Source organism: Kitasatospora sp. NPDC024654 (assembly GCF_055559155.1).
In genome coordinates this window covers 1-26,986 of the sequence record NZ_JBVHLF010000088.1, presented here as the reverse complement: position 1 = coordinate 26,986, position 26,986 = coordinate 1, and the positions used below count along the sequence as shown (strand labels likewise).

General features: G+C 71.5%; 24 protein-coding genes. 13 read left to right on the top strand and 11 right to left on the bottom strand.

Translation table 11 applies throughout. The features are described from left to right. Nucleotides 1–433: 433 nt before the first annotated feature. The 5 genes from ACZ38L_RS32490 (at nucleotide 434) to ACZ38L_RS32470 (ending at nucleotide 4,697) form a co-directional block, all read left to right on the top strand. Nucleotides 434–583: a hypothetical protein gene (locus ACZ38L_RS32490; RefSeq protein ID WP_465700142.1), complete on the top strand. Its 150-nt coding sequence runs from the start codon at nucleotides 434–436 to the stop codon at nucleotides 581–583. A 164-nt stretch (nucleotides 584–747) separates the two neighbouring features. Next, nucleotides 748–1,737 (top strand): ABC transporter ATP-binding protein, encoded by a 990-nt coding sequence (locus ACZ38L_RS32485; protein WP_465700140.1) that lies wholly within the window; start codon nucleotides 748–750, stop codon nucleotides 1,735–1,737. After that, on the top strand, nucleotides 1,734–2,570 hold the full coding sequence (locus ACZ38L_RS32480) for an ABC transporter permease (protein ID WP_465700138.1): 837 nt from the start codon (nucleotides 1,734–1,736) through the stop codon (nucleotides 2,568–2,570). The genes ACZ38L_RS32485 and ACZ38L_RS32480 overlap by 4 nt, the downstream gene beginning before the upstream one ends. Nucleotides 2,571–2,685: 115 nt before the next feature. Further along, entirely contained in the window at nucleotides 2,686–4,014 is a 1,329-nt protein-coding gene (locus tag ACZ38L_RS32475) for a sensor histidine kinase (protein WP_465700146.1), read from the top strand. Beyond that, entirely contained in the window at nucleotides 4,011–4,697 is a 687-nt protein-coding gene (locus ACZ38L_RS32470; protein WP_465700136.1) for a response regulator, read from the top strand. The genes ACZ38L_RS32475 and ACZ38L_RS32470 overlap by 4 nt, the downstream gene beginning before the upstream one ends. 511 nt (nucleotides 4,698–5,208) lie before the next feature. Here the strand turns inward: ACZ38L_RS32470 and ACZ38L_RS32465 are convergent. Both ACZ38L_RS32465 and ACZ38L_RS32460 read right to left on the bottom strand, forming a co-directional pair. Then, nucleotides 5,209–5,637 (bottom strand): ISL3 family transposase, encoded by a 429-nt coding sequence (locus tag ACZ38L_RS32465; RefSeq protein WP_465700144.1) that lies wholly within the window; start codon nucleotides 5,635–5,637, stop codon nucleotides 5,209–5,211. A 24-nt stretch (nucleotides 5,638–5,661) separates the two neighbouring features. Continuing rightward, on the bottom strand, nucleotides 5,662–5,835 hold the full coding sequence (locus ACZ38L_RS32460; protein WP_465700134.1) for a hypothetical protein: 174 nt from the start codon (nucleotides 5,833–5,835) through the stop codon (nucleotides 5,662–5,664). A gap of 803 nt (nucleotides 5,836–6,638) precedes the next feature. On the opposite strand from ACZ38L_RS32460, the gene ACZ38L_RS32455 reads away from it, so the two are divergent. Further along, on the top strand, nucleotides 6,639–8,462 hold the full coding sequence (locus ACZ38L_RS32455; RefSeq protein ID WP_465700132.1) for a serine/threonine-protein kinase: 1,824 nt from the start codon (nucleotides 6,639–6,641) through the stop codon (nucleotides 8,460–8,462). A gap of 687 nt (nucleotides 8,463–9,149) precedes the next feature. Here ACZ38L_RS32455 and ACZ38L_RS32450 read toward each other — a convergent pair. From ACZ38L_RS32450 to ACZ38L_RS32435, 4 genes are all read right to left on the bottom strand, one after another. Further along, nucleotides 9,150–10,220, bottom strand: coding sequence for an IS110 family RNA-guided transposase (locus ACZ38L_RS32450; protein WP_465700130.1), 1,071 nt, complete (start codon nucleotides 10,218–10,220; stop codon nucleotides 9,150–9,152). Between the two features lie 203 nt (nucleotides 10,221–10,423). After that, a complete protein-coding gene (locus ACZ38L_RS32445) occupies nucleotides 10,424–11,509 on the bottom strand; it encodes an alpha/beta hydrolase (RefSeq protein ID WP_465700128.1) in 1,086 nt (361 codons plus the stop codon). 33 nt (nucleotides 11,510–11,542) lie between these two features. Next, nucleotides 11,543–12,682 (bottom strand): serine hydrolase domain-containing protein, encoded by a 1,140-nt coding sequence (locus ACZ38L_RS32440; protein WP_465700125.1) that lies wholly within the window; start codon nucleotides 12,680–12,682, stop codon nucleotides 11,543–11,545. A gap of 177 nt (nucleotides 12,683–12,859) precedes the next feature. After that, entirely contained in the window at nucleotides 12,860–15,334 is a 2,475-nt protein-coding gene (locus ACZ38L_RS32435; protein ID WP_465700123.1) for a helix-turn-helix domain-containing protein, read from the bottom strand. 205 nt (nucleotides 15,335–15,539) lie between these two features. Between ACZ38L_RS32435 and ACZ38L_RS32430 the strand changes: the two genes are divergently transcribed. The 3 genes from ACZ38L_RS32430 (at nucleotide 15,540) to ACZ38L_RS32420 (ending at nucleotide 17,882) form a co-directional block, all read left to right on the top strand. Next, complete coding sequence (locus ACZ38L_RS32430; protein WP_465700121.1) at nucleotides 15,540–16,334, top strand: hypothetical protein; 795 nt, start codon at nucleotides 15,540–15,542, stop codon at nucleotides 16,332–16,334. 140 nt (nucleotides 16,335–16,474) lie between these two features. Then, nucleotides 16,475–16,702: a hypothetical protein gene (locus tag ACZ38L_RS32425; protein WP_465700118.1), complete on the top strand. Its 228-nt coding sequence runs from the start codon at nucleotides 16,475–16,477 to the stop codon at nucleotides 16,700–16,702. A gap of 67 nt (nucleotides 16,703–16,769) precedes the next feature. Then, nucleotides 16,770–17,882 (top strand): SAM-dependent methyltransferase, encoded by a 1,113-nt coding sequence (locus tag ACZ38L_RS32420; RefSeq protein WP_465700116.1) that lies wholly within the window; start codon nucleotides 16,770–16,772, stop codon nucleotides 17,880–17,882. Between the two features lie 102 nt (nucleotides 17,883–17,984). Here ACZ38L_RS32420 and ACZ38L_RS32415 read toward each other — a convergent pair whose 3' ends face one another. Continuing rightward, on the bottom strand, nucleotides 17,985–18,821 hold the full coding sequence (locus tag ACZ38L_RS32415) for a LysR family transcriptional regulator (protein WP_465700114.1): 837 nt from the start codon (nucleotides 18,819–18,821) through the stop codon (nucleotides 17,985–17,987). Nucleotides 18,822–18,954: 133 nt separating this feature from the next. Between ACZ38L_RS32415 and ACZ38L_RS32410 the strand changes: the two genes are divergently transcribed. Beyond that, on the top strand, nucleotides 18,955–19,830 hold the full coding sequence (locus ACZ38L_RS32410) for an NAD(P)H-binding protein (RefSeq protein ID WP_465700112.1): 876 nt from the start codon (nucleotides 18,955–18,957) through the stop codon (nucleotides 19,828–19,830). 522 nt (nucleotides 19,831–20,352) lie between these two features. On the opposite strand, the gene ACZ38L_RS32405 is transcribed toward ACZ38L_RS32410, so the two are convergent. The 4 genes from ACZ38L_RS32405 to ACZ38L_RS32390 all read right to left on the bottom strand — a co-directional run bounded on the left by ACZ38L_RS32405 (nucleotide 20,353) and on the right by ACZ38L_RS32390 (nucleotide 23,723). Next, the gene (locus tag ACZ38L_RS32405) at nucleotides 20,353–20,742 is read right to left on the bottom strand and encodes a nuclear transport factor 2 family protein (RefSeq protein ID WP_465700110.1); all 390 of its coding nucleotides are present in this window, start codon (nucleotides 20,740–20,742) and stop codon (nucleotides 20,353–20,355) included. 246 nt (nucleotides 20,743–20,988) lie between these two features. Beyond that, the gene (locus ACZ38L_RS32400) at nucleotides 20,989–21,420 is read right to left on the bottom strand and encodes a hypothetical protein (RefSeq protein WP_465700106.1); all 432 of its coding nucleotides are present in this window, start codon (nucleotides 21,418–21,420) and stop codon (nucleotides 20,989–20,991) included. Continuing rightward, nucleotides 21,381–21,704 carry a hypothetical protein gene (locus ACZ38L_RS32395; RefSeq protein ID WP_465700103.1) on the bottom strand — a complete coding sequence of 108 codons (324 nt, stop codon included), beginning with the start codon at nucleotides 21,702–21,704 and terminating at the stop codon, nucleotides 21,381–21,383. The genes ACZ38L_RS32400 and ACZ38L_RS32395 overlap by 40 nt, the downstream gene beginning before the upstream one ends. Before the next feature lie 480 nt (nucleotides 21,705–22,184). Beyond that, on the bottom strand, nucleotides 22,185–23,723 hold the full coding sequence (locus tag ACZ38L_RS32390) for an MFS transporter (RefSeq protein WP_465700098.1): 1,539 nt from the start codon (nucleotides 23,721–23,723) through the stop codon (nucleotides 22,185–22,187). Nucleotides 23,724–23,786: 63 nt separating this feature from the next. On the opposite strand from ACZ38L_RS32390, the gene ACZ38L_RS32385 reads away from it, so the two are divergent. The 3 genes from ACZ38L_RS32385 to ACZ38L_RS32375 all read left to right on the top strand — a co-directional run bounded on the left by ACZ38L_RS32385 (nucleotide 23,787) and on the right by ACZ38L_RS32375 (nucleotide 26,965). Then, a complete protein-coding gene (locus ACZ38L_RS32385) occupies nucleotides 23,787–24,683 on the top strand; it encodes a LysR family transcriptional regulator (RefSeq protein WP_465700094.1) in 897 nt (298 codons plus the stop codon). A 1,207-nt stretch (nucleotides 24,684–25,890) separates the two neighbouring features. Next, nucleotides 25,891–26,568 carry a PRC-barrel domain-containing protein gene (locus tag ACZ38L_RS32380; protein ID WP_465700092.1) on the top strand — a complete coding sequence of 226 codons (678 nt, stop codon included), beginning with the start codon at nucleotides 25,891–25,893 and terminating at the stop codon, nucleotides 26,566–26,568. A gap of 238 nt (nucleotides 26,569–26,806) precedes the next feature. After that, nucleotides 26,807–26,965, top strand: coding sequence for a hypothetical protein (locus ACZ38L_RS32375; RefSeq protein WP_465700090.1), 159 nt, complete (start codon nucleotides 26,807–26,809; stop codon nucleotides 26,963–26,965). Nucleotides 26,966–26,986: the final 21 nt, after the last annotated feature.

Sequence of the window (26,986 nt, the reverse complement as noted above, 5' to 3'; positions counted from 1 at the left end):
GCACTGGGCACGGAAACAGAGTTCGCCAGCTACCTCGCTGCACTGCGAGCCGACCAGAAGCGCAAGCGCAATCTCATGAAGATCCTTGCCGAGAAGGGCTTGTGAGACTCGTTTGCTCCATTAGGTGTTGACCGGGCAGCGAGTCGGAAGTTGAGCCGGGACAGGCGGCTCATGCGGGTCCTGGGCTGGTAGGGCTGCTGGCTGGTCCAGTGGGCGCCGAGTCGGATGGTGGCGGTGGCGGAGAAGGGGGATCGCCGCACCTCGCCCGGCGCACCAAGCTGACTGCGGGTGTGGTCGCGCAGCAGGGCCCCGGCAAAGTCACGAAATGTCCGAGTTGTTCGACTCAGGTGACGGTCCGAGTGCAGCCTGCGAGCCACGGTTCCCTCGGTGAAGCGGGTCGCGGTCGGCGTACCGAAACGGACAAATCTCTACTTTGCCGGGGCCCTGGGTCGCGCAGCGATTCGGAGTGCTGCGCGGTGCCAGGCTGGTCACCGCGTACCGCACCGGTCACCATGTGCTGTACGCCCGCACCGAGGCGGCCGAGGCCCTGCGGCGGGCGGCCGGTCCCGGTGCGGGGCGGTGAGCGCCCCGGACGGGCGGTCGGCGGACCGTGCCGTAGTACCGCGGTACTACGGCACCGCCTCTGTTCAGCCCTGGGGTACCACGGTTTCGGGGGCCTGCGGCTCGTAGCGTTGGGCGTGACGCCGGCCGGAACGTCCGTCGGCCCAAGGCTAGGGGAAGTACCCGATGATCGAGGCGCAGCAACTGACCAAGCGGTACGGGGAGAAGACCGCCGTGGACCGGTTGGACTTCACCGTGAAGCCGGGCATGGTGACCGGTTTCCTGGGCCCGAACGGGGCCGGCAAGTCGACCACGATGCGCATGATCGTTGGTCTGGACGCGCCGAGCGCCGGTTCGGTCACTGTCAACGGTCGCCGCTACGCCGAGCACGGCGCCCCCCTGCAGGAGGTCGGCGCGCTGCTGGAGGCGAAGTCGATCCACCCCGGGCGCTCTGCCTTCAACCACCTCAACACCCTGGCGCTGACCCACGGGATCCCGCGCCGCCGGGTGGACGAGGTGATCGAGCTGACCGGTTTGCAGTCCGTGGCGCGCAAGCGTGCGGGCGCCTTCTCGCTGGGTATGGGCCAGCGGCTGGGCATTGCGGCCGCGCTGCTGGGCGATCCGGCCACCGTGATGCTGGACGAGCCGGTCAACGGCCTGGACCCGGAGGGCGTGCTGTGGATCCGCAACCTGCTCACCGGGCTGGCGGCCGAGGGCCGCACGGTCTTCGTCTCCTCGCACCTGATGAGCGAGATGGCGCTCACCGCCGAGCACTTGATCATAGTGGGGCGGGGCCGGCTGCTGGCCGACACCACCGTCAAGGACCTGATCCGGCAGTCCGGCGGTGACACCGTGAAGGTGGCCAGCTCCGACCCGGCACGGCTGCGCGAGGTGCTGGCCGGTCCCGGCGTCGACATCACCGGACGCTCCGGCTCCGAGGAGCTCCTGGTCACCGGGCTGGCGGCGCGGGCGATCGGGCTCAAGGCCGCAGAGCACAACATCGCGCTGTTCGAGCTGGCCACCAAGGGCGTCTCGCTGGAGGAGGCGTTCATGGAGCTGACCCGGGACGCCGTCGAGTACCACGGCAACACCACCGCCAACCCGGGCGTCCAAGCCGCCGAGACCGCCGCCGACACCGCCGCCGACACCGCCGAGCCCGTAGGGAGCGCAGCATGAGCACCGCCACCACCACAACCGCGGCGGCCCCCGCGCGCCCTGCCTACAAGGTCACCGCCGCCCGCGTCGTGCGCTCGGAGTGGGCCAAGTTCTGGTCGCTGCGTTCCAGCTGGATCACCCTGACCCTGGCGCTGGTCTTCATCCTGGCCTTCGGCCTGATCCGGACCTGGCGCTACAAGGCCAACCTCACGGCCGGCCACCCGATGGACGACCCCGAGATGCTCGCGGCCAACGCGGTGAGCCTCTCCCTGTTCGGGCTGAACTTCGGCCAGCTGGCCGTCGGCGTCCTCGGCGTGCTGGTCGCCGCGGGCGAGTACTCGACCGGGATGATCCGCTCGACGCTCGCCTCCGTCCCGCGCCGACTGCCGGTGCTGTGGTCCAAGGCCCTGGTCTTCGGTCTGGTCGCCCTGATCGTCGGAACGGTGGGCGCGTTCGCCGCCTTCGGGTTCGGGCACGGCATCGTGTCGGGGACCCGCGCGGCGCTGACCTTCTCCGATGCCGGGGTGTTGCGCAGCATGTTCATGGCCGGCCTGTACCTGGCGCTGATCGGAATCTGCGGGGTGGCCTTGGGCGCCCTGCTGCGCTCGGTCGCCGGTGGCATCGCCGTCCTCGTCGGCACCCTGCTGCTGGTCCCCGGGCTGATCGAGCTTCTGCCGACCAGCTGGCAGAACAACGTCAGCCAGTACCTGCCCAGCCACGCGGGTGACTCGATGTACGCGCTGCACCAGGACGCGCACACGCTGTCCCCGACGATGGGCCTGGTGGTCCTCGCACTCTGGGCGGCCCTCGCGCTGGCCGGCGCCGCGTACCGGCTCAAGCGCACCGACGCCTGACCGCGGCAGTGGTGCGAGCGGCGGCCGCGGCCGGGGTCACGACTCCGGTCGCAGCCGCCGCTCGCGGTTTCGGTCGGCACGACGGACGGACTGCGATGATGGACGGGTGACACCCATGACCAGCGCGACCACCGCCTTCGAGGGCGGTACGGGAGACCCGATCTGGAATCACCCACTGGTGGCCGGCCTGATGCGGGTGTGCCGGCGGGCGCAGCGCTCCGACCGGGCACGGCCATGGCTGCTGGACACCGCGCTGGTCGCCGTCGTCCTGCTGCTGTTCGGCCTGCCGGACCTGCTGCACGGCGAGAACCGGCCGGGGATCGTGCACGCCAACGGCCTGCCGCTGGTCGCGGTGGTCGGCCTGCAGCTGGGACAGGCGCTGCCGCTGCTGTGGCGCCGCCGCCACCCCACCGCGGTCTTCGCCGCCATCGCGGCCGTCTTCGTCGTGCAGTGGTCGCTGGACGTCTGGCTGCACGCCGGCATCGCCCTCTTCCTGGCCCTGTACGGCGTGGCCAGGCACGACCGCCTTCGTCGACTGCCCTGGGTGGGCGCGGCGACAGCGGGCGCGTTGCTGCTGGTCGTCACCCGGGTGTCGGTGGTGATCTCCCCGCTCGTTGCGCTCTTCTTCCTGTGCTGCGCGGCCACCGCGGCGGCCGCGCTGGGCCTGGCGCTGCGCGTCGGCACGGCCTACCTGGGCGCGCTGCGCGAACGCGCGGCGCGCCTGGAGATCGAGCGCGACCAGCGCAGCCGGCTGGCCGCCGCCGCCGAACGGACCAGGGTCGCCCGTGAGATGCACGACATCATCGGCCACAACCTGTCCGTCATCATCGGCCTGGCCGACGGCGGCGCCTACGCCGCCGACCTCGCTCCGCAGCGCAGCAAGGAGGCGCTGCAGCTGATCGCCGGCACCGGGCGCCAGGCCCTGGGCGAGCTGCGCCGGATGCTGGGCGTGCTGCGCGACGAGCGAACGCACGGTCCGGAACTCAAACCGCAGCCGGGTGTCGCAGATCTGGCGGCGCTCTGTGCGCGGGTGCGCGCGGCCGGCCCCGAAGTCACCTACCGGACGGTCGGTGACGTGGAGGCGTTGGACCGCGGGCTGCAGCTGACGGTCTACCGGATCGCGCAGGAGGCGCTCACCAACACCCTCAAACACGCGGGCCCCGACACCAGCGCGAAACTCACGCTGCAGGTGGACGACCGCGAGATCCGGATCAGCATCGAGGACAGCGGCCGTGCCAGCGGCGCGGCTCCCGCCACGGCCGACCTCGTCGGTGATGGGGGCGGAGAGGGCCAGGGCATCACCGGAATGAAGGAGCGCGCCGCCCTCTACGGCGGGCGGGTGGCCGCGGGCAGGCGCCCGGGCGGAGGCTGGACCGTGGAAGCCGTACTCGATCCCGCACCGCTCGGCCGGCCGGCCACCCCCACCGTAGAGGCGGCGTCATGACGACCGTGGTCATCGTCGACGACCAACCCCTGCAGCGCTTCGGCTTCCGGATGCTGCTGGAGAGCGTCCCCGGCACCGAAGTGCTCGGCGAAGCGGAGAACGGAGTCCGGGCCGTGCGGCAGGTCGCCGAGCTGCGTCCGGACGTCGTGCTGATGGACGTGCGGATGCCGGGCATGGACGGCATCGAGGCGACCCGCCGGATCGTCGCCGCCGGCGGCCGCTCGCGTGTCCTGGTGCTCACCACCTTCGACCTCGACGAATACGCGCACGCCGCACTGCGCGCCGGCGCCAGCGGCTTCCTGCTCAAGGACGCCCTCCCCGAGGAACTGCTGGCCGGGATCCGGGCGGTGGCCTCGGGCGACGCCGTGATCGCCCCCGGGCTCACCCGCCGCCTGCTCGACGCCTACGCCCACCGCCTGCCCGCCCACTCGGCAGACCGGCAGCCGAGCGATCCACGGCTGCGCTCACTGACCGAGCGCGAGCACGAGATCCTGCTGGCCATCGCCCAAGGCTGGAGCAACGGCGAGATCGCCGAGCGCCTGGTGCTCTCCGAGAGCACGGTCAAGACCCACGTCGGCCGGGTGCTGGCGAAGATCGGTGCCCGCGACCGGATCCAGGCCGTGATCCTCGCCTACGACCTCGGCCTGGCCCGACCGCAGCCCGACCGGGCCACCGAGCGTTGAGCAACAAGCCCAGGCATCGTCGGCGTCTGCTGCAGCAGCTCGCGGATCGCCGGCTTCACGGCGTCCACCGCCGAGCCCCCTTCAGAGGGCACTGGTAGACCGGCGGCCGGTCCGAGGCCAGGGTCCGCGCCACGGTGCCCCAGGAGATCCCCAGCTGCCGAGCCACAGCCCGCGCCGACTACCCCTCGGCCCGGTGCGGCCGGCGGATCTGAGCCCAGTTCTCCACCCCGATCACCTCTTTCCTCCTGACTCCAGTGCCCTGTGAAGTCAGGATGATCAGGAGATCACAAAGTGACCCGCTTTTGATCCACTGTCCGTGGTCCTCGTTTCAGGTTCTGGATCACTTGCCGTGCTGGAGCCACGGAGCGTCACCGGAACCGCGATCATGAACGGTCGTGGCTGACGATCTCCTCCAAGATCTCTGGCTCCACCCACACCGCCGATGTCGCGGTCGACACCCTGACCATCCGCGCCGACCGCGTCACCGTCCACGCCGCCACGACCGGCGGCCTCATGCCGCGAGGAGGACGCGTTTGCGCAGGAGGTCGAAGCCGGCGCGGCCGAACATCTGGCGCTTGAGCATCTTGTTGTTGTGGCCCTCGACCGCGCCGGAGCTGTAGCTCAGGGTCAGGCCGGCGACGACCGCGTCGAGGTCCTGTAGGAGACCGTTGGCGAAGCTGCGAAGGGCCGGGACCTGGTCCTGCTGGACGCGTGTGATCCAGTCCTCGAGCTCTTGCCCGCGGCGGTCGTTCATCAGCTCGGCGAAGGCCCTGACGTGCTCGGCGGTGGTGGCGAGGGCCGGGACTCGGGCGAGGACCTCCTTGAGCTGCTGGGCCTCTTCGTCGCGGAAGCGGTCGGGGCGGCGGGTGATCCAGCTGGTCATGTCCCTGACGGAGGGCTTGCGTCGGGGCGGGTCCTGGTTGGGGAACGCTTCCCTCATCCGGCGCACGTAGACGCGCACGATCTACTCCTGGCCCGGGTAACCGCGCTGTCGGATCTCCTCGAACAGGCGCCGGGCGATGGTGTGGCCCTCGGCGAACCGCTGGTGGAGGGAGGGCTTGTAGGGGTCGAGGATGCTGGTGCGTCCGGTCCAGCGGCCGACCAGCAGCTCGCGGTCGCTTGGTGGCCGCCGGGCCACTGTTCGCCGGTCTCTACACCGAGGCCGACGCCTGGCACCGCGCCTTCCCTGTGCCCGCTCGTCCCCACCCCCACCACACCCGAATCGGCCACCGGCGGACCGGAGACGCTGCCGCACACCGCGCGCCGCCCGGCCTGGTCGGTGGGCTGGCGGATCGGCGGCCCGCCAGAGCAGGGCCCTCTGGCTGACGATCAGCCCAGGACGCCGGATGGCGCTCCGGGAGCCACCGAAGGAAGAACTCGCGTCAAGACGAGCAGGTGGAGCTGGCTGAAGCAGCGTCAGGTTCTCCAGCCTAGGTCTGCGCCCCTCGCAAGCTGATCACGATGAACCGTCCTGCGCCGCGCCACCCAAACCTCACCGGAGCCTCCCTCCTGACGGGACTGCGCCGGTCGTTGATCCGGTGGGGCGGCCGCGAAGCCGCCGAAGGCGGCGGAACCCGGTGAATTGCGTAGCCGGAATGCGTAGTTCTACCGATGCCCGCGGGCCTCGTCGCCGGGGAAGATTGCCCAGAGTGACAGGAGTAGAGGCTGGGAGGTGGTGACGAGGCGATGGCCGAGCCAGGCGGCACGAGTGAGGCGAACGGCCGGACTGGTGGAACGCGGCTGCCGCCTGCCGACGCCGTTGCTTTCGCGGGCCTGACTGGCAGGCACAATCAAGAAGCGAATCACGGAGCAACCTTTGTCCGCGGCATGTGAATGCCATCCGGAAATCCGCGCGAGGCTGGACCCGACAGAGCATTCCAGTCGATTTCAAGGGTCATCTGAATCTCCATAGTTGACACACAGTAAGGCAAATCCCTGCCCATGCCTGCAGATGATCTACACCACGCCGCATCGCCGCCGCCCGCCTTCCAGCCCCTCCAGTCGGACGACCCGACCGAAGTAGCCGGTTACCGGCTGTACGCGCGACTCGGGGCCGGCGGGATGGGTCGGGTCTACCTCTCCTATACCCCCGGCGGACGCCCGGTGGCCCTCAAGGTGGTCCGCCCCGAGTTCGCCGAGGACCCCGAGTTCCACCGCCGGTTCACCCAGGAGGTGGCGAACGCTCAGCGGATCCACGGCCTCTACACCGCCCAGGTGATCGACGCCGGCACCGAGGCCGACGCCCCCTGGCTGGTCACCGCCTACGTGCCGGGCCCCTCGCTGCAGCAGGTGGTGCGCGAGCACGGCGCGCTGCCGGTGCGCACCGTGCTGCTGCTGCTCGGCGGCATCGCCGAGGCGCTGCAGGCGATCCACAGCGTCAACGTGGTGCACCGCGACCTGAAGCCCGCCAACGTGCTGGTCGCAGCTGACGGCCCGCGGGTGATCGACTTCGGCATCGCCCGGGCCGCCGACGCCACCGCGCTGACCGGCACCGGTTTCCGGATCGGCTCGCCCGCCTTCATGTCGCCCGAGCAGGCCCAGGGCGCGGCGGTCACCCCCGCCACCGACGTCTTCGCGCTGGGTGCGCTGGCCGCCTACGTGGCGAGCGGCGTGCAGCCGTTCGGCGAGGGGCCGGAGACCGCGGTGCTCTACCGGGTGGTACACGAACCACCGGAGCTGAACGCGGTGCCCGCCGAGCTGCGCGCGCTCCTGGAGCATTGCCTGGCCAAGTCGCCCGAGGACCGTCCCACGCCGGCCGAGATCATCGAGATCGCCCGCAACCACCCCAAGGTCGGCGGGCAACTGCGGTTCGCCGACGACTGGCTCCCCGCGCCGGTGTCCTCTGAGATCACCCGGCGCTCCGACCTGCCCAGGACGGCGCCGGACCCCACCGTGCTGGCAACGGCACCCTCGCTCAACGCCCCTACGTCGACCCCGGCGGCTGTTCCCCCGCCAGCGCTCAGCGAGATGCCCACGACACACGCGCGATATCCGGAGCAGACCACTCCGCTCGCCGAGGCCACGCCGCCCCTCGCGCCGCCGCAGGCCAAGGCGAAAGGCCTCTCCTGGAAGACCCTACTGACCATCGCCGTGGTGGTGGCGCTCGGCGGCTCGCTGGCCGGGGTGCTGCTGACCCGGAACGACAAGTCGACCACCAGCGGCAGCACCGCCGCCCAGGCTCCGGCCGCCGCGAAGTCCCCGGTCGCGACCACGACGGCTCCCGCAACCGCGTCCACCAGCGCGGCCGCCGGCGCGGCGAGCGCCGGCACCTCGTCGGCCAGCGGCGCGCCCAGCGCCCCCGGCTCGGTCGGCGGCGGCTCGGCGCCCGCCACCGCGGGGAGCTACACCCCGCTGGTGAGCAAGGTCGAACTGAATATCCCGGCGAGCCTGTACGCCACCGAGGCGTACCAGGTCGACCTGGTCGGCGGCAAGACGGCCCCTGCTGTCACCACCCCCAAGTGGGCGCTCGCCCTGACGCACCAGAGCCCCACCGGTAGCGCCTCGGCCGACTCCTTCAGCGCGGCCGGCTTCGACCTCTCCGACTTCGCCGTGCTGACCGACCCGTCGTCCACCCCGGCCCAGTGCAACGCCGCGATCGACACCCAGCCCGAAGCCAACGTCGGCTTCGCCCAGGTGAACGGCGGCCGACTGCTCTGCATACGCGACCGCACCACCAACAGCATCGCGATCGCGACCATCGAGACCGCCGACGTACAGACCGGCGAGGTCAAGCTCTCGCTGAGCACCTGGCAGGTCAGCTCCTAGCCCCGTTCATCCCGGCCCAGTGAGCCACCGACACCGGAGCAGAGCGTGTACGTCACCGATCGCGGCATCGAGGAACTGGTGTCGGGACGCCAGTCGAGCTACGGAGCGGTCCCGGACGACGGAGCGGGTATGGGAGTAGACGTCCACACGGTGGCGGACCGCCCGAGGCCGAGGCCGACGACGCTCTTCGTGGCTTTCGTCAGACATCAAGTGATGTAGCGCAGATCAACGAGGACCACGGATTTCCAGAGTAGCCCAGGCTGCCAGTCGACTCTACGGTTGCCGATTAATCATCTGCCCACCCATGAGGGTCGGGCCTGTCAAGTGGCAGGCTGCTGACCCTGGGTTGTGGTGACTCCCCAGGGTGTTTTCTTTGGGGGCTTCCTGGCGGCTGTTCGGCCCGGCCGCCGCGTGGGAGGGGGTCCAGTTGGAGCGCCTGGAGCCCGTGAGGGATCGAGCGGGCGAGGACGAACGAGCTGGACGCCGACGAGCGGCGGGCGATGATGGATCCGCCGAGGACGTTCCGAAGTGGTCGCGGGGGCCTGCGTGTTGGTGTTCCCCCGCGTGCGTGGTCGGCGCGTGGCGTGTCACATCCACCCATCCGGCGTCCGGCCTGGGCCGGCGCCATGACCGTGGTGCGGGGAAACCGGGCTGCTCAGTCAGGTCATCGAGTGCGGCGGTGCCGTCTCATGGGCAGATGCGAGCGCGCCCGGAGCGCGTGGCCGCTGTTGAGGGCCGGGGTCTTGAGGTCCTGCGGGGAGGTGGCGTCTGCTGCTGGTCGTGGACGGCGCGCAGGACGTGGTAGGCACGGGTGAGGAGCTTGCGGGCGACGGCGGTGGTGGCGATCTTCTTGCCCCGCCTGCGGGCCATGTCCTGGTAGCCGGAAGCGAACAGCGGGTGGCGTTTGGCCGTCTGGGCCGCCTCGCACATGATCCAGCGCAGCCATGCATCGCCCTGCTTGGAGATGTGGCCCTGGTGGACGGTGCGGTCCGAGCTGCGGACGGTCGGGGTGAGACCGGCCCAGGAGGCGAGCCGGCGGGCGGAGGGGAACCGGGTGATGTCGCCGACCTCGGCCACGATCATCAGCGCCGTGAGGGTGCCGACGCCGGGCAGTTCCATCAGCGCGGTGACGCGGGGATCGCCGCGGGCGTGAGCCGCGAGCTCCTTGTCGAGGGCATCGATGGCCGGCTGCATACCGTCGATGCGGGCGAGGAGGTCGTCAACGACGCGGCGGGAGGCGTCCGGGAGCGGCAGTTCGGCGAGCCAGGCGCGGCCCGGACCGGTGCTGAAGCCGCCCGCCCGGGCGTGCCCGAAATCGGCGAGGACCGCGTGGATGCGGTTGCGCAACAGCGTACGCAGGCGGACCAGCTGGAAGCGATGGCGGAGCAGGGCGCGCTGCTGGCGCACGTCCAACGGGGCGATCCACGCCTCCGGCAGCAGGTCGACGCGCAGCAACTGGCCGAGGGTGGCGGCATCGACCTTGTCGTTCTTCAGCCTGGCGGAGGCGATCGCCTTGCAGCGCAGCGGGTGGACCAGGTGGGACTCGTAGCCGTAGTCGTCCAGGAGTTCCACCAGCCAGCCCCAGCCGTAGGCGGCCTCGAACGCGACCGGGGTGCCGATCGGCAGGTTCCCGATCACCCCGAGCACCGTTTCGACGCCGTTGGGGACGTTGCGGTTGACCTGCGCCTCACCGTCCTGGCCGATCAGGGCGATCTGGGACCTCTTGCGGTGCATGTCGATCCCGACGTAGACAGACATTGCCGGGCCTCCTTCCCGAGCACGTATGTACGTACCCGGACCATAGGCATCGCCGGGCTGTGCACGGAAGGGGGCCCGACCCTCATAGGGTCAGCCGCTCCCGCGGGGCCGCCGAAGTTTCAGCGGGGAGGACATGGAGCCACCGCCGAGCCGGCCCGGATGGCCCGACCGGCGTGCTGGTCGGGCCGGTCGGGCCGGCCGGGTCAGCCGGCGGCGGCGAAGGCTGTCGCGAGGCGGGGGATGTAGTCGGCGAGGGCGGGGGCCCAGCAGCCGTAGTCGTGGCCGCCGTCGCAGGTGGGGGAGAGCGAGGAGCCGTTGCCGTAGTCGACGTAGCGGCTGGGGATGCCGAGTTGGTCCAGGCGGGCCTTGACCGTGTTGGAGGCGATCTCGGTGAAGTGGTCGATCGGCAACTGGCTGCCGGTGTAGAGGGTGATGTCGGTGCTGCCGAGCTTGGCCAGGTTGGCGGGGTCGGCGGGGTTGACCTGGTTCCAGATGTGGTCCGCGTTGAAGACCGGGTAGGGCGAGCCGAATATCGCGTCGCTGTCGACGTAGGGCCCGTAGCCGGTGCACTGGCCGGTGTTGGAGGTGCTCACCGCGCACCAGGCGCCAGTGAGGTTGAGCTCCGTGGCCAGGACCGCCGCGCGGATCTCCGCCATGCCGAAGTCGATGCCGCCGGAGAGCGCGGCGGTGTGGCCGAACAGGTCGGGGCGGTCCTCGGCGTAGTGCAGCGCGCCGAAGCCGCCCATCGACAGGCCGACGACGGCCCGGTGGGCCCGGTCGGTGATGGTGCGCAGGTTGGCGTCGATGAACGGGACGACCTGGGTGGTGTGGAAGGTCTCCCAGTTCGCCGCGCCCATGACGGTGTTCTGCATGGCCCAGTCGGTGTACCAGCCCTTCAGACCGCCGTCCGGCACCACCGTGATCATCGAGTCCGAGTGCAGCGCGGGCGCGGCCGCGGCGTCGTCCACCGTGCCGCCGCCGCCGTGCAGGAAGTAGGTCACCGGCCAGCGCTTGGTGGGGTCGGCCGCGTAGCCCCGGGGGAGGAGGATCCGGATCTTGTGCGTACCGGAGAGCTGCGCGGTGGCCACGGTGAGCGTGAAGTCGGTGCTGGAGTGCACCTCGGGGGCGCCGATCAGGGTCAGGCCGAACCCGTTGGTGAAACTCGGCGGGGTGCCGGTGTCCGCGTGAGCGGGCGCGGGCGAGGTCCCGAGCAGTGCGGTCAGGCCCATCGCCGCGGCGACGGCGGCGGCGATCGCGTGCCGGCGCCAGCTGGGAAGCAGGGAGGTCATCGGTCGTCCTTTCGGTGCGATGGCGGTACGGGGTCAGAGCGCGCAGTACGCGTTGGTCAGGGCGGTACCGGTATCGTTCTGGCCGGTCGTGCCGGTGAGCATGTGGAACTCGTTGTTGGCCTCCACGACCTCCTTGGTGCCGTCCTCGCTGCTGAACCAGGCGCTGACGTAGCCGATCACGGCGCCGTTGTGCCCCCAGACCCACTGGCCGCAGGGCAGCTTCTCGCGCATGATGCCCAGGCCGTAGTAGGCGTTTCCGGTGTTGTTCATGGGCACCGTGGTCTTGAGTTCGGCCTCCTGGGCGGGCGGCAGTAGCTGGCCGGTGAGCAACGCCCGGCCGAAGGCGGCCAGGTCGTCCAGGGTCGACACCATGGCCCCCGCCGCGTTGTAGAGCTGGACGTTCGAGACCGTGACGTCGTTGGTGTAGAAGGTCACCGGGTGCACGTAGCCGTGCAGGTAGTCGCCGTACAGGTTCGGGTCGCTGGTCGGGAAGCTGGTGTGGGTCAGGCCGAGCGGCTTGATGATCCGGTTCTCGATCTCGGTGGCCGGGCTGTTGCCGGTGACGGCGGTGATCACCATGCCCGCCAGCACGTAGTTGGTGTTGGCGTAGTTCCAGCTCGTGCCCGGCGTGACGCTCGCGGGCACCGAGGCGAGCGCGGCGTCCACCAGGCTCTGCGGCGGGTAGGCCTGGTTCGCGTTCAGGCCCAGCACGTACGGGCCGGAGTACTGCGGGAGTCCCGCGTAGTCGGGCAGGCCCGAGGTGTGGTTGAGCAGCTCGCGGATGGTGATCTTCGAGCCGTCGTAGCCGTTGGCGTTGACCGCCCCCGGCAGCCACCGGGCCACGGTGTCGTCCAGCGAGAGCTTGTGCTCGGCCTCCAGCTGGAGCAGCACGGTGGAGGTGAACGCCTTGGTGTTGCTGCCGATCCGGAACTGCGCCTGCGGGTCGGCGGGCGCACCGGAGGCGAGGTTGCCGGTGCCGGCGTGCACGTACTGGGTGGTGTCGCCCTGGCGGACCAGGCCGACCACGCCCGGGTAGCCGTCGGCGACGCCCTGCTGGGCGCCGGTCTGGAGGATGCCGGCCGCGGTCGGCGCGTCCGCGCTCGCCGGGGCGGTGCCGGCCAGCGTGGCGAGCAGCAGGGTTGCGCCGGCGGCGGTCAGGCGGAGGGACTTCATCGGACTCCTTCGTCCACGGTGGTGGTGGTTGCTCCGGTCCGGGAAGGCGCGGTGTCGGGGCGCCGCCGACCGGGCACCCCGATGCTGGCGGCCGGCAGGGGGCATGGACAGGCCATGGCACCGGCCATCGGGACACCGGCCATCCATGGCCGGTGGCCGGGTCGGGCGCGGTTGTGGCTAGGACGGCTGCCGGAACGGGGAGGGCTGCTCGGTGGGAAAGCTGGCCGGCCGGTACCGGGACTGCTGCTGGCGGAAGCTGCGACCCAGGTGGTGCTGCAGTCGGATGTGGCGGAACTGGTAGACCGCGCCGGTCTGCCGCAGCACGCCGCGGTGGTAGGCGTCGTCCAGGAAATCGACGATGTCCCAGGGCAGCTTGCCGGTCAGTGGCAGCCAGACCCGGCAGAGCACCAGCCACTGCCCCCAGGCGGTGAAGGCGAGGCCGTAGGAGACGGACCCGCCGATGCCACCGACCGCGCCGATGAAGAGCCCACCCGACAGCTCCCAGTTCAGCGGCCCCAGCGGACCCCGCAGCAGGTCGACGATCAGCCGCCCGCCGAACGCGATCATCAGCGTGAGCAGCGGCACCAGGACCAGCACCTGCCGGGCCACGGTCGCGCGGTTGGCGGACAGCAGGCTCAACGGCGTCGCCGCCGAGGTGACGTCGACCGGTGCCTCCAACGCGGACACCAGCCCGAAGACCAGCCCGGCGGCGGTGCCGAAGATCAGCCCGAAGCAGACCATGTTGATCAGGGTGGCCTCGATCACGTGCGGATTGGTGAGCGGGGGCCCGGGGAAGAGTGCGCGCTCCAGCGCGAGCGCGCACGCGCACCCCACGCCCATGACCGAGCCGCCGAGCAGCCCGTCCCCGAACCGGGCGGCGAAGGTGCGCAGCGTCCGCCGGCCGATCGCGCGGTGGGTCCCGGGCAGGCGCAGCCGCACCCGGGCCGGCTCGAACGCCGGACCGCCGCGGTAGGCGACCATCAGCGCGTACACGCAGCCGAACGCGAGGCCGGCCACTGGTCCCATCAGCGCCCCCTGGAGGAGCACCTCGCCCATCCCCGTCCGGGTGGCCAGCGCGCAGCCCAGCCAGTCGGCCAGGGTGATGCTCAGCGCGGTCGCCAGCACCACCGCGAGGATCCGGGTCGAGTGCCGCAGCGAGTCGCCGAGCCGCCACCAGGCCAGGTCCTGCTGGTCGAGGTCGAGCCGGCCCAGGTGGTGGGCCAGGTAGCCGAGCCACCGCTGGGCGTGCTCGGGATCCCGGTCGCGCCGCCGGTTCCGGCCCCGGCCGGGCCCGAGCCCGGGGCGCCGCCGGTAGACCGCTGGCACGAAGCCGGCCAGCAGGTGCTCCTCGACGGCGCGTGCGGTGGGGAAGCGGGCGGTGTCCAGCAGTTCGGCCGGGTCGCGGTCGGGCGCCTCGCCGTACACGGTGCGGGCCAGGATGACCATGAGCGGGGTGGTCAGTACGGCGGTCAGGTTCGCGCCCGCCGGGTCCTGACGGGTGCGCAGTTCGCCGAGGAGGGCGCCCCACCGGGCCGCGAGCGTGTCGTTCTCGCGCTCGCCGTCGCCGACCGGGCGGGCGGTGCGGGGCAGGTAGCCGGCGAGGTCGTCCAGGGTCAGGTCGGTGAGTTCTATCCCGGCCGCCCAGACCAGCGGCGCGTGCGCCGCCTGGACGGCCTCGGCGAACTCGGCACGGCGGCTGGTGAGGACCAGCGGCTGTGAGGTGGCGTTGAGTGCCTCCAGGGCCTCGCGACGCAGGCCCTCCGCGATCTCGTCGAAGCCGTCCAGCACCGGCAGCACGAGATCGGCGTCGACCAGGGCGGCCGCCAGGGTCGAGCCGCCGGGGCTGCGGCGGGCCAGGTGCGGGTGGTCGCGCAGCAGGCGGCCGATCAGCCAGTCCCGCAGCGTGGTGGTGGTCGGGTCCCAGGAGCCGAGGCTGAAGATGACCGGCACCCGGTCCGGAACGGTCCGGGCCGCCAGGAAGTCCAGCACGAACCGGATCGTCAGGATCGACTTGCCCGAGCCGGCCCGGCCGAGGATCACCAGCCGGCCGGAGGGGATCCGCCGGTAGACCTCCGCGACGCTGCGCAGCTCGCCGCTCAGGTCCAGCCGGCGCGGCACGGCGCCCGGCCCGAGGCGCTGGACGTTCTCCGAACGGTCCGTCAGGCCGGCCGGAGCCTGCCGCCAGCGGACCGGCAGCGGGAACGGGTCGTGGACGCGGCGCTGCTCCTCCTCGTGCCGCCAGCGGCGGCGGACCTCCCGGGCCAGCTCCTGTGCGGCCTCGGCGAGCGTGCTGTCGACCGGCAGCGGTGCGGGGGCGGCGAAGCCGGGAGCCGGCACGGCTGCGGTCTCCGGCACCCCGGCTTCCGGAGTCCTGGCTTCCGCGCCTGGCCCCGGTTCCGGACCTGGCCCGGGGCCCGGATCGGAGTCCGGCGTCCGGGTGAGCAGAGCGGCCAGCAGCAGGCGGTCCTGCGCGCTGACGCCGAGCGCGTCCGCCAGCAGGTTCACTGTGCCCAGGCGGTGGTCGGTGGACCGCCCGGTCTCCAGTCGGCGGATGGTGCGGACGCTCACCCCGGAGCGTTCCGCCACCTGCTCCTGCGTCAGCCCCGCCTGGCGGCGCAGGCGGCGCAGCAGCGTGCCGAGCTGATCAGTCACCGGGTCGTCTCCCCTACTCGCCAGTATCCCCGTCGGCGACCCTACCGTGCCGGCCGGTCACAAATGGCCGGTGCCGTGGCCTGTTCGCTGACCAGCGCAAACCTGACGATCGGTGCGGCCGTCGTGCGGATTGCCACGACGCCGCAGGGCCGCCATCCCCGGTCACCCGTCAAGCCGTTGTCCCGCCCCACGAGGAGGAAGCCGGATGGCCGACACCGAACCGCGCCCCGTGTCCCACGCTCTGCCCGACCTCGACCCCGACCCCGACCCCGCGGAGGTCGACCGGCCGGCCGCAGCCCGTGGGCTCGGCGCGCCGATCGACGTCCGGCACGGCGTCTCGGCCACCCGCGCGGTGACCGTCGGCCGGGGCACCGGCGCCGTCGCTCTGGTACCGATGCTCGCGCTGGGCCACGAGACCTCGCGGACCCCGGCGTTCTCGGCCGCCCACGCGCTGCTGTACGGCCTCACCCTCGCCTCCCTGTTCACGGCCGTCGGCGGGATCGGCTACGGTGCGCGCGGCCTGACCGTTGGCAGCTGGGCGTACTACCTGTACGAGGGCGCCCTCGTGCTCACCCGCCGCTCAGGCCCGCGGACCGTCGCCCGGCCGCAGGCGATTCGGCTGGGTGGCGTCCACCAGCGCGGCGACGGCAGCACGGCCGGCCGCGTCGCCGGCTACCGGCTGGGGGTCACCGACGGCACCTCGATCCTCGTCCCCCTGGTCCTGGTGGACGGCCGCGACGTGTTCGCCGACCGGACTGTCGCCGCCGCGCAGCCACGACCGCCCGATCGTCTGAGGAGCCCCGACGCCCCCCGACCACCAGCGCACCGCGACCTTGCCGCCGCACCCGCGCCGGCCGCACCCCCGTACACCGCACCCCCGTACGGGGCCCCGCCGCCGCGCCGTACGCCGTCGTCTCCCGTGAGCAGCGGGCCAACTGGGAGACCAAGGGCTGACGCGCCATCGGCTCCGGCGCCGCCTGACTGCTCGGCGGCCTGCTGATGACCGTCGTCACCTACGCCCAGACCGAGGGGGCGGCTACTTCGTCGCCTGGGGCCCGGTGTTGCACACCGCTTTACCGGATCTTCTCGGCTGAGCCCCCGCCCCCGGCCCGCGCCGCCGACCCCCCACAGGAGTGACCCATGGCCTACCGCTACTGGTGCGGCGAATGCGGCTTCAGGACTCCCTGGCTCCCCCGGACCCAGGGCGAACACCAGCAGATCGCCCACTACGCCAAGCGCCACCCCGGTGTCCCCCCGGGCGGCCACGTGGAGTTCCGCCGCGGAAACCCCGACCGCTGCCGCGGCTGCCTCCACCGCACCACCATCATCCTGCTCCTGCTGTCCTTCGCCGTCGCCTGCCACCACTGACACCCGGCCGGGTGCCGCACGACGACCGCCTGCCCGCGCGGTCGCGGACCGGCTCGACAACGACGTGGTGCTGCGCGCCTTCCAACCCGTCGGTGCCCGCGATGCTGGTGGACAACCGGGAGGCGCGGCACGAGCGCCGCCGCGCCGAGCTGTCCGCCGGGCGGACGACCTGTGGGCCGGCATCCTCGGCTCGCCCAACTCGTCCGCGCCGCGAGCCCAGTTGATCCTCAACCGCCTCGACCAACTGCACCACGAGGCCGCCGCCGACGAGTTGGCCACCACGACTGGTGTCCCGGCCGAGCAGGTCTCGAACGTGCCGGCGGTGCTCGCTTCGGCCGGTGTGGTGCAGACGCGGGGCACCAAGTTCCAGCTGAGCCCGATGTTCGACGCCCTCGTCGCCGGCGCCTCCGGTGTGGAGATGTCCGCCGTGCTCGGCGCTCTGGGACTGACGCGCGGGCAACTGGCGCGAGCGGGACGACCGGCTGATCCCCCGCTGGGTCTCGATGGCGCGCAGGCGCTGACGCTCGCCCGTGACTGGGGCGTGCGAGCAGCACCCGGCGCGCGGCAGTTGTACGGGCTGCTGTACCAGGCGCTTCCCGAGTACGGGGATCGGCTCGAACGGGGCGGGCCGCTGCTCGACGTGGGCAGCGGGGTGGGCGGCGCTCTGTTGACGACGCCCACTCTGTTCGACAAGCTGCGCGCGGTCGGCCTGGAGATCGTCCCGGAGGTGGCCACTGAGCTCCGGCACCGTGCGCGGGAGGCGGGCGTCGCCGACCGCGTGGACCTTCGGACCATCGATGCGCGCACGCTGCGGGACGAGGCGGCCTTCACGGTCCCCTACTGGGCTCAGGCCTTCTTCGCCGCTGGTGTGCGCGCGGAGACCCTTGCGGCGATCTTCCGCGCCTTGTGCCCCGGAGGTCTGCTGCTGATGCAGGAGCTCTTCCCGCCCCCGGCCCCGCAGGACCGGCCCACCGTTCGCGAGGGACTCGGTCAGCTCTTCTACCGGCAGCAGGATGTCGCCTTCGGGCTCTCTGCCGAAGCCCTCGCCACCGAAGCGGGTGCGGCCGGGTTCCAGGACGCCCAGATCATCGACACCCCACTGGGGCGACTCGTCGTCATGCGCAAACCGACCGCCGGCCGGAGCCAGCGTAGGGTTGCTGACTGCCGGCCGGTCCGGTGAGCCAGCCGGTCGGACAGTGTCGAGTGGCGAGCGGCGCCGCCGAGGCGGCGCGCGTGGCAATCACACCGTGCAATGGAGGAATATCGCGCCCGTCGGGAACGGTCACCCGGAACTGGCGGCGCGGACGAGCGCGGCGACGGCTGTCGAGCGGGACGTCTGCGGCCATGCGATCACCAGCGTCGCGGGTGGCGCGTCCACGACGTCTCGGTAGACGACGCCAGGACGCGGATACCGGTCGACGACGGACTCCTGCAACAGGGTGATCAGCTCGCCGAGTTCGACGAGTTTGAGCAGTTGGGGCAGGTCGCTCGGCCGGTGCCGGCGGGCTTCGCCGAGGAACCGGTGGTACGTGGCGCGCTGTCCTGGCTCCTGGACCGGGAGGCCGAGATCGAGGAGGCTGACGCGGTCCCGCGCGGCGAGCGGGTGTGCGGCCGCCAAGGCGGCCACGCGTCGCTCGACGGCTACCGGCTCGGTGTCCAGACCGGTGTGGTCGAACGGTTCGTGGACCAGAGCGGCGTCGGCTTCGCCCCGGCGCAGAAGTCCTGGCTGCTCACCCCATCCGCACAGCCGGATCTCCACCGGCATGGCCCCGGGCCCGGCCGCGTAGCGCTCCAGGATGGTCTCCAGGCGTCCGGCGTCGGCGTCGGCCTTGACCGCCAGGACCACTTTCGGTTCCGCACCGACCGTGCGTTGCGCTCGTCGCGCGGCGGCGTCCAGGGCGTCCAGTGCGATCCGGCCCTGGTCGAGCAGCACGGTCCCGGCCGGGGTCAGCGCGACGCTGTGCGTGGTCCGCGCGAACAGGGCGACGCCGAGGTCCGTCTCCAGCTTGCGGATCGCGCGGGACAGCGCAGGCGGGGACATTCCCAGTCGCTCGGCGGCGTGGGTGAAGTTCAGTTCCTCGGCGACGGCGACGAAGTAGCGCAGCGCTCGCGACTCCACGACCTCCCCCTCCAGTCGGTATTGCCGTCGGGTAACAAGCCGGACCGGAGCGGTCCTTCCGTTCCGCCCTGCCGCGGCGCATCGTCGACACCGTGCCCAGCGGCTGGGCGTCTGTCGAACGGAAGGGACCCTCGTGATCGTCCTTACCACCCCCACCGGCCGGATCGGTCGTCAAGTCCTCGAGCTCATCCTGGACGGTCCGGAGGCGATCCGCGTGATCACGCGCGATCCCGCACGGCTACCCACGCAGGTGCGCGAGCGCGTCGAGGTCGTCGTGGGGTCGCACCACGACGCCGATGTCGTCACCAAGGCGCTCGCGGGTGCCGACAGCCTGTTCTGGCTGGTGCCCCCGAACCCCCGCGCCGAGCACCCCGAGGACCACTACCTGGACTTCACCCGGCCCGCCTGCGAGGCGATCGCCGGCCACGGCGTCCAGCGAGTGGTCGGCCTGTCGAGCCTGGGGCGCGAATACGGCGGGAACGCCGGACTGCTGGCGCCCGCGTTCGCGATGGACGACCTGATCGAGAGCACCGGGGTGGCCTACCGGGCGCTGCGTCCGCCGTTCTTCATGGAGAACCTGCTCGGCCAGGCCGTGTCGATCAGGAACCAGGGGATGATCGCGCTGGCGAACCTCGCCAGTCGCCCACTGCGGACGGTCGCCATCCGCGATGTCGCCGAGGCAGCGGCCACGCTGCTGCTGGACGCCTCCTGGAGCGGGCAGGACAGCCTGCCGGTGGTCGGCCCCGACGATCTGTCACCCGACGACATGGCTCGCGTCATCTCCGACGTGCTGGCCATGCCGGTCCGCTTCCAGCACATCACCGCCGCGGACTACAAGGCGAGGATGCGGGACCACGGAGCGACCGAGGGATGGGCGCAGGGCATGGTCGACATGGCGGCGGCACAGGACGACGGCGTCTATGACGGCGGTTCACTCGTCCCCGAGCGCAGCACGACCAGCTTCCGACGGTGGTGCACGGACGTGCTCAGCCCGGCCGTTCTGGCCTGAGCACGTGCCGGCAGCGCCAACTCGAGGTGCTGGCCCCCGACCTGCCGCGGTGGGGCCGGTCGGTCCCGGGGCGGGCTGATGGTCCCGCTCGACGGCCAGTACCCCGCGAGAACCCGCCGACTGACCACGGCACACGTCATCCACGACGAGACCGGCGTCGTCCTCCGCCTCAACAGGACCCCTCCGAGGCTGCCACCACCCTTCGACGGCCTGGTCCTCCAACTCGTCGACATCGCCAGCGATCACCAGCACATCGTGATGTCGAACGACCTCAACGCACCCTGGCTGTTCCCGAATCAGAGGCCTGGCAAGCCACTGGGCAGCGAACAACTCGGCCGGCGCCTCCGCAAGGCCGGACTCCCCACCGAAGCCGGACGATGCGCGGCCCTGCTTGATCTCTGCGCACAGATGCCGCCCGCGGTCCCTCAGCGTCTGCTCGGCATCAGCCCCTCAGCTGCCGAGCGCTGGGCCGCCGGGGCCGTCAGGACCGCCTGCGCAGCTGGGGTGGCTCGTCGATCACGACTACTGCGGCTGATCGGCCGGGACGATGGTGCCCTGGTGGTAGTACATCCGCCACCCAGAAACCCCGTCCAACTTCCGCCAGATGGAGCTGTGCCGCGATCGGCGTTCGCCGAGGATGGCTTCGTACGTCACATGCACCACACCCGGTGCCAACACCGTGCCAGCCATGCCAACAGGCTCATACAGCGGGCCGTCCTCAGATGCCCCCGGCTTGTCCGGCAGGGCCAGAAGCATCGCTTGTCGGTCCCATCGGCGACCTGAGGCGCCTACCTCTACGAACTCAGGGTCCAGGAGTTGCCCAGCAAGCTCTCTCGATGCCCGGACCCCGGGAGCCATCAACTTCAGCTCGCCTGCCATCGCTTCGGCTACGCCGTCCATTTCGTCGCTCATTGGATCACCATGATCCGCCTCAACTCGGTTCGCAACCGAATTGGTGGGCACCCGGGCGAGGACTGCACCCCGGGAAGTGTTCCCGGCGGCTCTGAGCGAGAGGTGTTCCGCGGCGTCGAATATCCGGGCCTACCGGTAGCCACCGCTTCGCTTCCTCGAACGAGCGGCCTTGGCCGAGGTGGAGAGGAGCGCCATCGCCTTGGGCGGCTGGGCAGGGCAGACCGGCGGTCAGGCCTTCTCCCTGGCTCAGAGCTCTTCGGGGCGCTGGCGACGCGGCTGGGTCGGTTCGTGGAGGAAGAGGATCGTGCAGCCCGCGTCGCTCCGGCTCTGGTGCTCGATGGGGTAGGGGGAGTCGACGAAGTCGCCTCGTCGGCGGTGGGCGGTGTGTCGGGTGCCGTCCGGGAAGAGGAGTTCGTCGTCGGCTTCTCCGTCGAGGAACGGGAACCGGTGCACCGTTTGGTGCGGGTGCCGTGGTGAGGCCGAGCCCGGTTCGAAGTAGGAGAGCCCGACGACCCGTTCGTCGAAACCGGCGTCGAAGCTGACGTCCAGCAGGAGCCGGAACCACTGCCCGGGGCTCGACTCCTGCCAACCGACCGGGCTGAACACGTCCTCGGCCGGGGCGCCCAGCCGTTGGCCGGTCAACAGCACGGCGGGGCAGGAGCCGGGGCTGGCCAGCACGCCGGTCCCCCGGCGGGAAGCGCGCGGTAGGCGCCGGCGCGACTCACGGGCGCCCGCCCCTCGTCGTCGCCGGCGATGGCGAGTTCGCCGTCCAGGACCAGGATCCGGTCGTCCGCGGAGCGGGTCAGTTCGAGCTCGGCGCCGGAGCCGAGGCGGAGCAGGGTGAAGGAGTCGCCGTGGTCGGAGCGCAGCAGCTCCTTGACCCATGCACCAGGTACTGGAGCACCGTTGAGGCTGACCGGTAACCAGTTGCCGGGGCCGAAGGACGCGTTGTGACTCGTCATCGGTCCAGCATGTGGCGGCCGAGCCCGGCAGGGGCTCAGCTTTCCGAACGGCGGGACTCGCTCGCGGCCGCGGCGAGGCCATCGGCCGTACGCTGCACGAAGCGGGTCAGGCACCACCGCCAGAGACGGCCGACCAGCGGGTTTCCCGGCTGGCCGGCCGTCCACGCGGGGCGCCGTTGTTGACGTCCTGCCTGTCTCTGTCGCGCCTGCCGAGAGGGTGATATGTGACGGGATGCCGTCCATGTCGTCACCGGAGCGCATGGCAGCCGTACCTCCGCAGCTCGTGAGGCCCATGCGGGTGGGCGTCGCCGCAATGTCCGGATGTTCGGGGGCGGTGGCCCTCGCGCTGAGTCTCGCGCTGGGCAGGCGTGCGGTCGGGGTGAGAGCGGAGCATGTTCCAGAGGGGGCCGTCGGGTGGTCCCGAAGCTGGTCAGCAGACCGACCGCGGATCGTGTGCTCATGACCCGTGAAAATGCCTGATCACGGTGAGTGGACCGGCTCGGTGCGGGGTTGGTCGGCGCGGCGGCTGGGGCTGGTTGCGCCGCCCGGCAGCGTGCTCAGGACGATGACGGCTGTCGCGGCCACCACGATGGCGCCGGCGATCATGGCCTGGTCGAGTCCGGAGGTGTAGGCGTGGCGGGCGGCGGCGAGCGCGCTGTCGGGGTTGGCGAAGGCCCCGTCGAGGCCGGCCCTGGCCCGGGCGGCGACTTCGGCCGGCTGGTGCGTGAGCACGGGTGCGAGGAGTGCCCGGTAGTGCGTGAGGGTGAGGCTGCCGAGGACGCCGATGCCGAAGGCACCGCCGAGTTCGCGGGTGAGGTCGTTGACGGCGGAGCCGACGCCGGCCTTGTGCGGTGGCAGGGAGGACATGATGGCCCCGGTGGCCGGGGGCATGGTCAGCCCGATGCCGACGCCGAGCAGGCCCAGGCCGGCCTCGACGGTCCAGATCGGGGAGGTGGTGCCGGCGGAGGCCAGGACGAGCAGTCCGGCGGCGGAGGCGGCCAGGCCGCTGGCCAGGACGGGGCGCAGTCCGTGCCGGGCGACGAGCGGTCTGGCCAGGTGGGCGACGGCGAACTGGGCGAGCCCGGCGGGCAGTGCGTAGAGCCCGGCTGCGACGGTCGAGTATCCGCGCACCACCTGGAGGTACTGCGTGAGGACGAAGTACATGCCGAAGAGGGCGAAGTAGGCGGCCGCGATGGAGAGGCTGCCCATGCTCATGCGTCGCTCGGCGAAGAAGGCGACGTCGAGCATGGGGTTCGGGCGGCGCCGTTCCCAGATGACGAAGGCGATCAGACCGCTGATTCCGATCGCGAAGGCGGCCAGGATCGAGGGCGTGGTCCAGCCGTCGTCGGGGGCTTGGATGAATCCGTAGAGCAGTCCTGTCACGCCCACGACCGACAGGCCCGCGCCGACCGGATCGAGGCCGGCCGCCTCCTGGCTGCGGGAGGTCGGGAGCAGGAACCAGCCCGCGACCAGTGCCGTGACGGCCACGGCGGCCATGCCGAGGAAGAGCGACCCCCACCAGAAGTGTTCGAGCATGAGCCCCGACCAGGTGATGGACAGGGCGACCGAGGCACCTGCGACCGATGCCCAGACGGCGATCGCCTTGGCGCGTTCGGCGGGTGGGAACACGGTCGCCAGGATCGACAGGGTGCCGGGCATGACCAGGGCCGAGCCGACTCCCATGACCGCTCGGGCCGCGATCAGCTCTCCGACCGACGTGGAGAACGCGCCGAGGACCGCTGCCGCGCCGTAGACGACGAGCCCGCACTGCAGGGCGCCCTTGCGGCCGAACCGGTCGCCGATCGCACCGGCGGGCAGCAGGAGCCCGGCGAAGCACAGCACGTAGGCGTCGACGATCCAGGCCAGGGACGACGCCCCGGCGTGGAGCTGCCGGCCGAGGTCGGGCAGCGCCACGTTGAGCGCCATGTTCGACACCACGGTGAGCAGGACCGACAGGCAGAGCACGGCCAGGACGAGCCAACGGCGGTGATAGGAGGTTTCGATGGTTGGACGAGGCATGATCCAAGCCTCGAACCCCCATGGCTTAATGTCCACTGCAAAGATCGCAATAGACTGTTGCGTATGACGCAAGACCTGGATTGGAACCTGCTCGCCGCCCTGGACGTGTTGCTGGCCGAGGGCAGCGTGACCGGCGCGGCGGAACGCCTCCACCTGTCGGTCCCGGCCACCAGCCGCGCGCTGGGACGCATCCGGAAGACCTTCGGCGACCCGATCCTCGTCCGGGCCGGACGCGGCCTGGTCCCCACCCCGCGGGCCCTGGCCATCCAGCAGCGCCTCCACCGACTCATCGAGGAGGCGCACGCCCTCGTCGAGATCGGACGCGACGTCGATCTCGTGTCCCTGGAACGCACCTTCACCATCCGCGCCAACGACGCCCTGGTCGGCCGCCTCGCCGCCCGGCTCGTCACCCGCGTCCGGGCCGACGCCCCGGGGGTGACGCTGAGGTTCGCACCGGAAGGCGACGAAGACCTGGCACCCCTGCGTGACGGGCTCGTCGATCTCGACCTCGGTGTCATCGAGGACCTCGGCCCCGAAGTCCTCGTTCAGCCCGTCGGGCGCGAACGCCTCGTCGGCATGACCGCCGCCGGACACAGCCTGGCCACCGGACCCGTCACCCTGGAGCGGATCGCTGCGGCCGAGCACATCGCCGTGTCCCGCAGAGGCCGGACCCACGGCGCACTCGACGACATCCTCGGCCGGAACGGCCTCACACGGAGAATCGTCGCGGTGGTGCCGACATTCACCGCCGCGGCACACATCATCGCCGGCTCCGACATGACCGGGCTCATCACCGCCGGCTACGCGGCCCAAGCGGCAGCCCTCACCGGCGCCCACGTCTACGAGATCCCCGTCGATCTTCCGAGCCTGCCCGTGTCCCAGGCATGGCACGTCCGCCACGACCTCGACCCCGCACACCAGTGGCTCCGGGACCAGGTCGCCGCCGTTCTCCGGGAATGAGGACCGCTCCGAGCCCACGCGTTGGCGGGGTGGGGCTTCGGCGGCAAGGCGGGCACAGGTGTCAGTGATCATGGAGTTGCGACGCTCTGTGACCACTGGGGAGACCTGTGCCCGTCCTTCCAGCATGGTGAAACGATGCACAAACGGTTCGACTGGGTTTCCGGGGGCGGATCGCCGCACCGTGTCGTTGTGACCTCGCGGACGCTGTCCCATGTCGATACGCGGTTCACCGGCAGGCCCGGGCCGGTGGCCGAGGACCTGCGTCGCCTCCTGGCGCTTTCGGCGCGCGGCGACGAAGCGGCGTTCGAACTGCTGTACCGTGCGGCCGCCGGGCCCGTGTACGGGGTCGCACTGCGCACGCTGCGCAGTCCCGTCCGCGCCGGGGAGGTCGCTCAGGAGGTCCACAGTTGGTGCGTGGTGCCAGGAGTCAGGGGCGGGCATGCCGTGCGGGAGCGGATGGCTCTCCTCGGTCCTCGGGCGCCCCGGGCGCGCTGTGGGAGGCAGCCTGATCCGGCGCCTTCCCGCAGTTCGCGCTTCCCCAGTCCCATGTCACGACCGGCACCACCGGCCACGGGCAGCGCCTGATCCGGCGCAACGGAAGACGAAGCCCACCAGCCACGGAACGAACGCCACGACAGCCACCCGGCACAGAGGGCGGACCGCGAAACCGGCACGGTCAGGATCACGGCCCGCAGAACAACGGAGCACCGGTGGTCATCGACCTCCTGGCCCTCGTGTGCTCGTTCCGTGTGGTTCCGGGGCCGCTCCCTTCGGTCGTGCACCGCTGCCCGAGCCTTCGGCAGCAGCTGGTACCGGCGGCGGAACACGGCGCCCGAGCGGTTACTTGCGTGCCTCGTGACTTCGTCAGTTGCGGCTCAGGGCGCGCACGATCAGGACTGCGATCACGATGAGGACGATGGTGCCGAGACTTATGTACACGTGGATTCCTCTCCTCGCCCACCGGTGTGGGAGGCGACACGATCGCCGCCTGCGGTCGACGCCGGTGGGATGAACCGGTCGCCGGGCGACTCCCCCCGTTCCGCCGTTCCATGCCGAGGAAGGCCGCGGAAGTCACCGGCCGATGGGACATCGGCGCGGCACCGTGGCTCGGTCACCAACCCGCGGGTGTCGGACCGGCAGAGCGGGGCAGACGTGGGCCGACCGGGTCCGCCGGACGCGGACCGGCACGGCGACAGGAGGAATCCAGGTGCATGCACCAGTGCGGTACGAGATCGGCGCCGAGGTCCACTGCCCGGACGACACGTACGGCCACCTGAAGCGAGTGGTGATCGACCCACAGGCTGGCCGGGTCACTCACCTGGTGGTCGGCGGTCGCGACGCCACCGACCGCCTGGTGCCCGTCGACCTGGTCGACGACAGGGGCGGTGACCCGGAGCACATCAGGCTGTTCCGCGACACCGCGGCCGTCACCCAGCTCGACCCGGCCGAGGAGACCGAGTACCTGCCCGGTGACAGCGAGCACCTCGGCTACGCGCCGGGGCAGTGGCTCACCGTGGCGCCCATGGGCCTGAGTGCGGGCAGCGCCCTCCCGTTCCCGGTCGGGCCGCTGCCCGGCGAGGCCGAGCCCCGCACCGCCGTACACGAGCGGGTCCCCGTTGGCGAGGTCCAGATCCGCCACGGAGACCGGGTCGAGGCGACCGACGGCGAGATCGGGCACGTCCAGGGCCTGCTGGTCGAGCCCCAGAGCCACGACGTGACCCACGTGATCCTCAAGGAGGGCCACCTGTGGGGCAGGAAGACCGTCGCCATCCCGATCGGCGAGGTCTCCTGGCAGGGCGGGAAGGTCAGGGTGCGACTCAGCAAGGCCCAACTGGCCGAGCTGCCGCCGATGGACATCGTCCCCGTCGACGGCCCCCGCTCATGAGGCCGGCGCCTCCCCGGGGACGCGCCGCCGGGGACGGATGAACGGGCCGCCGCAGGAGTACGGGCCTGTCACCGACCCTCCGTCACGCGTCGTTCGCCGTGGAGCGGGCAGACGGCGTCTCGTCGGTCGGTGACACCGACGGCCAGTGGCGCAACGCGCGACCATCACCTGACAAAGCCGTGGCGCCGTACGACGGTCACGACCTACCGACGATGACGACGAGGAGACCGCCATGGGTATGGGCAACAAGATCGAGGACGCTGTCGAGAAGGTCGAGGGCGCGGTCGAGGAAGCCGTGGGCAAGGCCACCGGCAACGTGAACCGCCCCGGGTTCGGTGGGGACTCGATTTCGTGTAAGGATTCGAGTCATGGCACGTCCTTCCTCCTACCCGCCTGAGCTGCGCCGTCGTGCGGTGCG

Excerpts from the sequence above, each read along its gene's own strand:
- ACZ38L_RS32485 (WP_465700140.1), top strand. The coding sequence starts at position 748 with ATGATCGAGGCGCAGCAACTGACCAAGCGGTACGGGGAGAAGACCGCC.
- ACZ38L_RS32480 (WP_465700138.1), top strand. The coding sequence starts at position 1,734 with ATGAGCACCGCCACCACCACAACCGCGGCGGCCCCCGCGCGCCCTGCC.
- ACZ38L_RS32475 (WP_465700146.1), top strand. The coding sequence starts at position 2,686 with ATGACCAGCGCGACCACCGCCTTCGAGGGCGGTACGGGAGACCCGATC.
- ACZ38L_RS32470 (WP_465700136.1), top strand. The coding sequence starts at position 4,011 with ATGACGACCGTGGTCATCGTCGACGACCAACCCCTGCAGCGCTTCGGC.
- ACZ38L_RS32465 (WP_465700144.1), bottom strand. The coding sequence starts at position 5,637 with ATGAGGGAAGCGTTCCCCAACCAGGACCCGCCCCGACGCAAGCCCTCC.
- ACZ38L_RS32455 (WP_465700132.1), top strand. The coding sequence starts at position 6,639 with ATGCCTGCAGATGATCTACACCACGCCGCATCGCCGCCGCCCGCCTTC.
- ACZ38L_RS32450 (WP_465700130.1), bottom strand. The coding sequence starts at position 10,220 with ATGTCTGTCTACGTCGGGATCGACATGCACCGCAAGAGGTCCCAGATC.
- ACZ38L_RS32445 (WP_465700128.1), bottom strand. The coding sequence starts at position 11,509 with ATGACCTCCCTGCTTCCCAGCTGGCGCCGGCACGCGATCGCCGCCGCC.
- ACZ38L_RS32440 (WP_465700125.1), bottom strand. The coding sequence starts at position 12,682 with ATGAAGTCCCTCCGCCTGACCGCCGCCGGCGCAACCCTGCTGCTCGCC.
- ACZ38L_RS32430 (WP_465700121.1), top strand. The coding sequence starts at position 15,540 with ATGGCCGACACCGAACCGCGCCCCGTGTCCCACGCTCTGCCCGACCTC.
- ACZ38L_RS32425 (WP_465700118.1), top strand. The coding sequence starts at position 16,475 with ATGGCCTACCGCTACTGGTGCGGCGAATGCGGCTTCAGGACTCCCTGG.
- ACZ38L_RS32405 (WP_465700110.1), bottom strand. The coding sequence starts at position 20,742 with ATGAGCGACGAAATGGACGGCGTAGCCGAAGCGATGGCAGGCGAGCTG.
- ACZ38L_RS32395 (WP_465700103.1), bottom strand. The coding sequence starts at position 21,704 with ATGACGAGTCACAACGCGTCCTTCGGCCCCGGCAACTGGTTACCGGTC.
- ACZ38L_RS32390 (WP_465700098.1), bottom strand. The coding sequence starts at position 23,723 with ATGCCTCGTCCAACCATCGAAACCTCCTATCACCGCCGTTGGCTCGTC.
- ACZ38L_RS32385 (WP_465700094.1), top strand. The coding sequence starts at position 23,787 with ATGACGCAAGACCTGGATTGGAACCTGCTCGCCGCCCTGGACGTGTTG.
- ACZ38L_RS32375 (WP_465700090.1), top strand. The coding sequence starts at position 26,807 with ATGGGCAACAAGATCGAGGACGCTGTCGAGAAGGTCGAGGGCGCGGTC.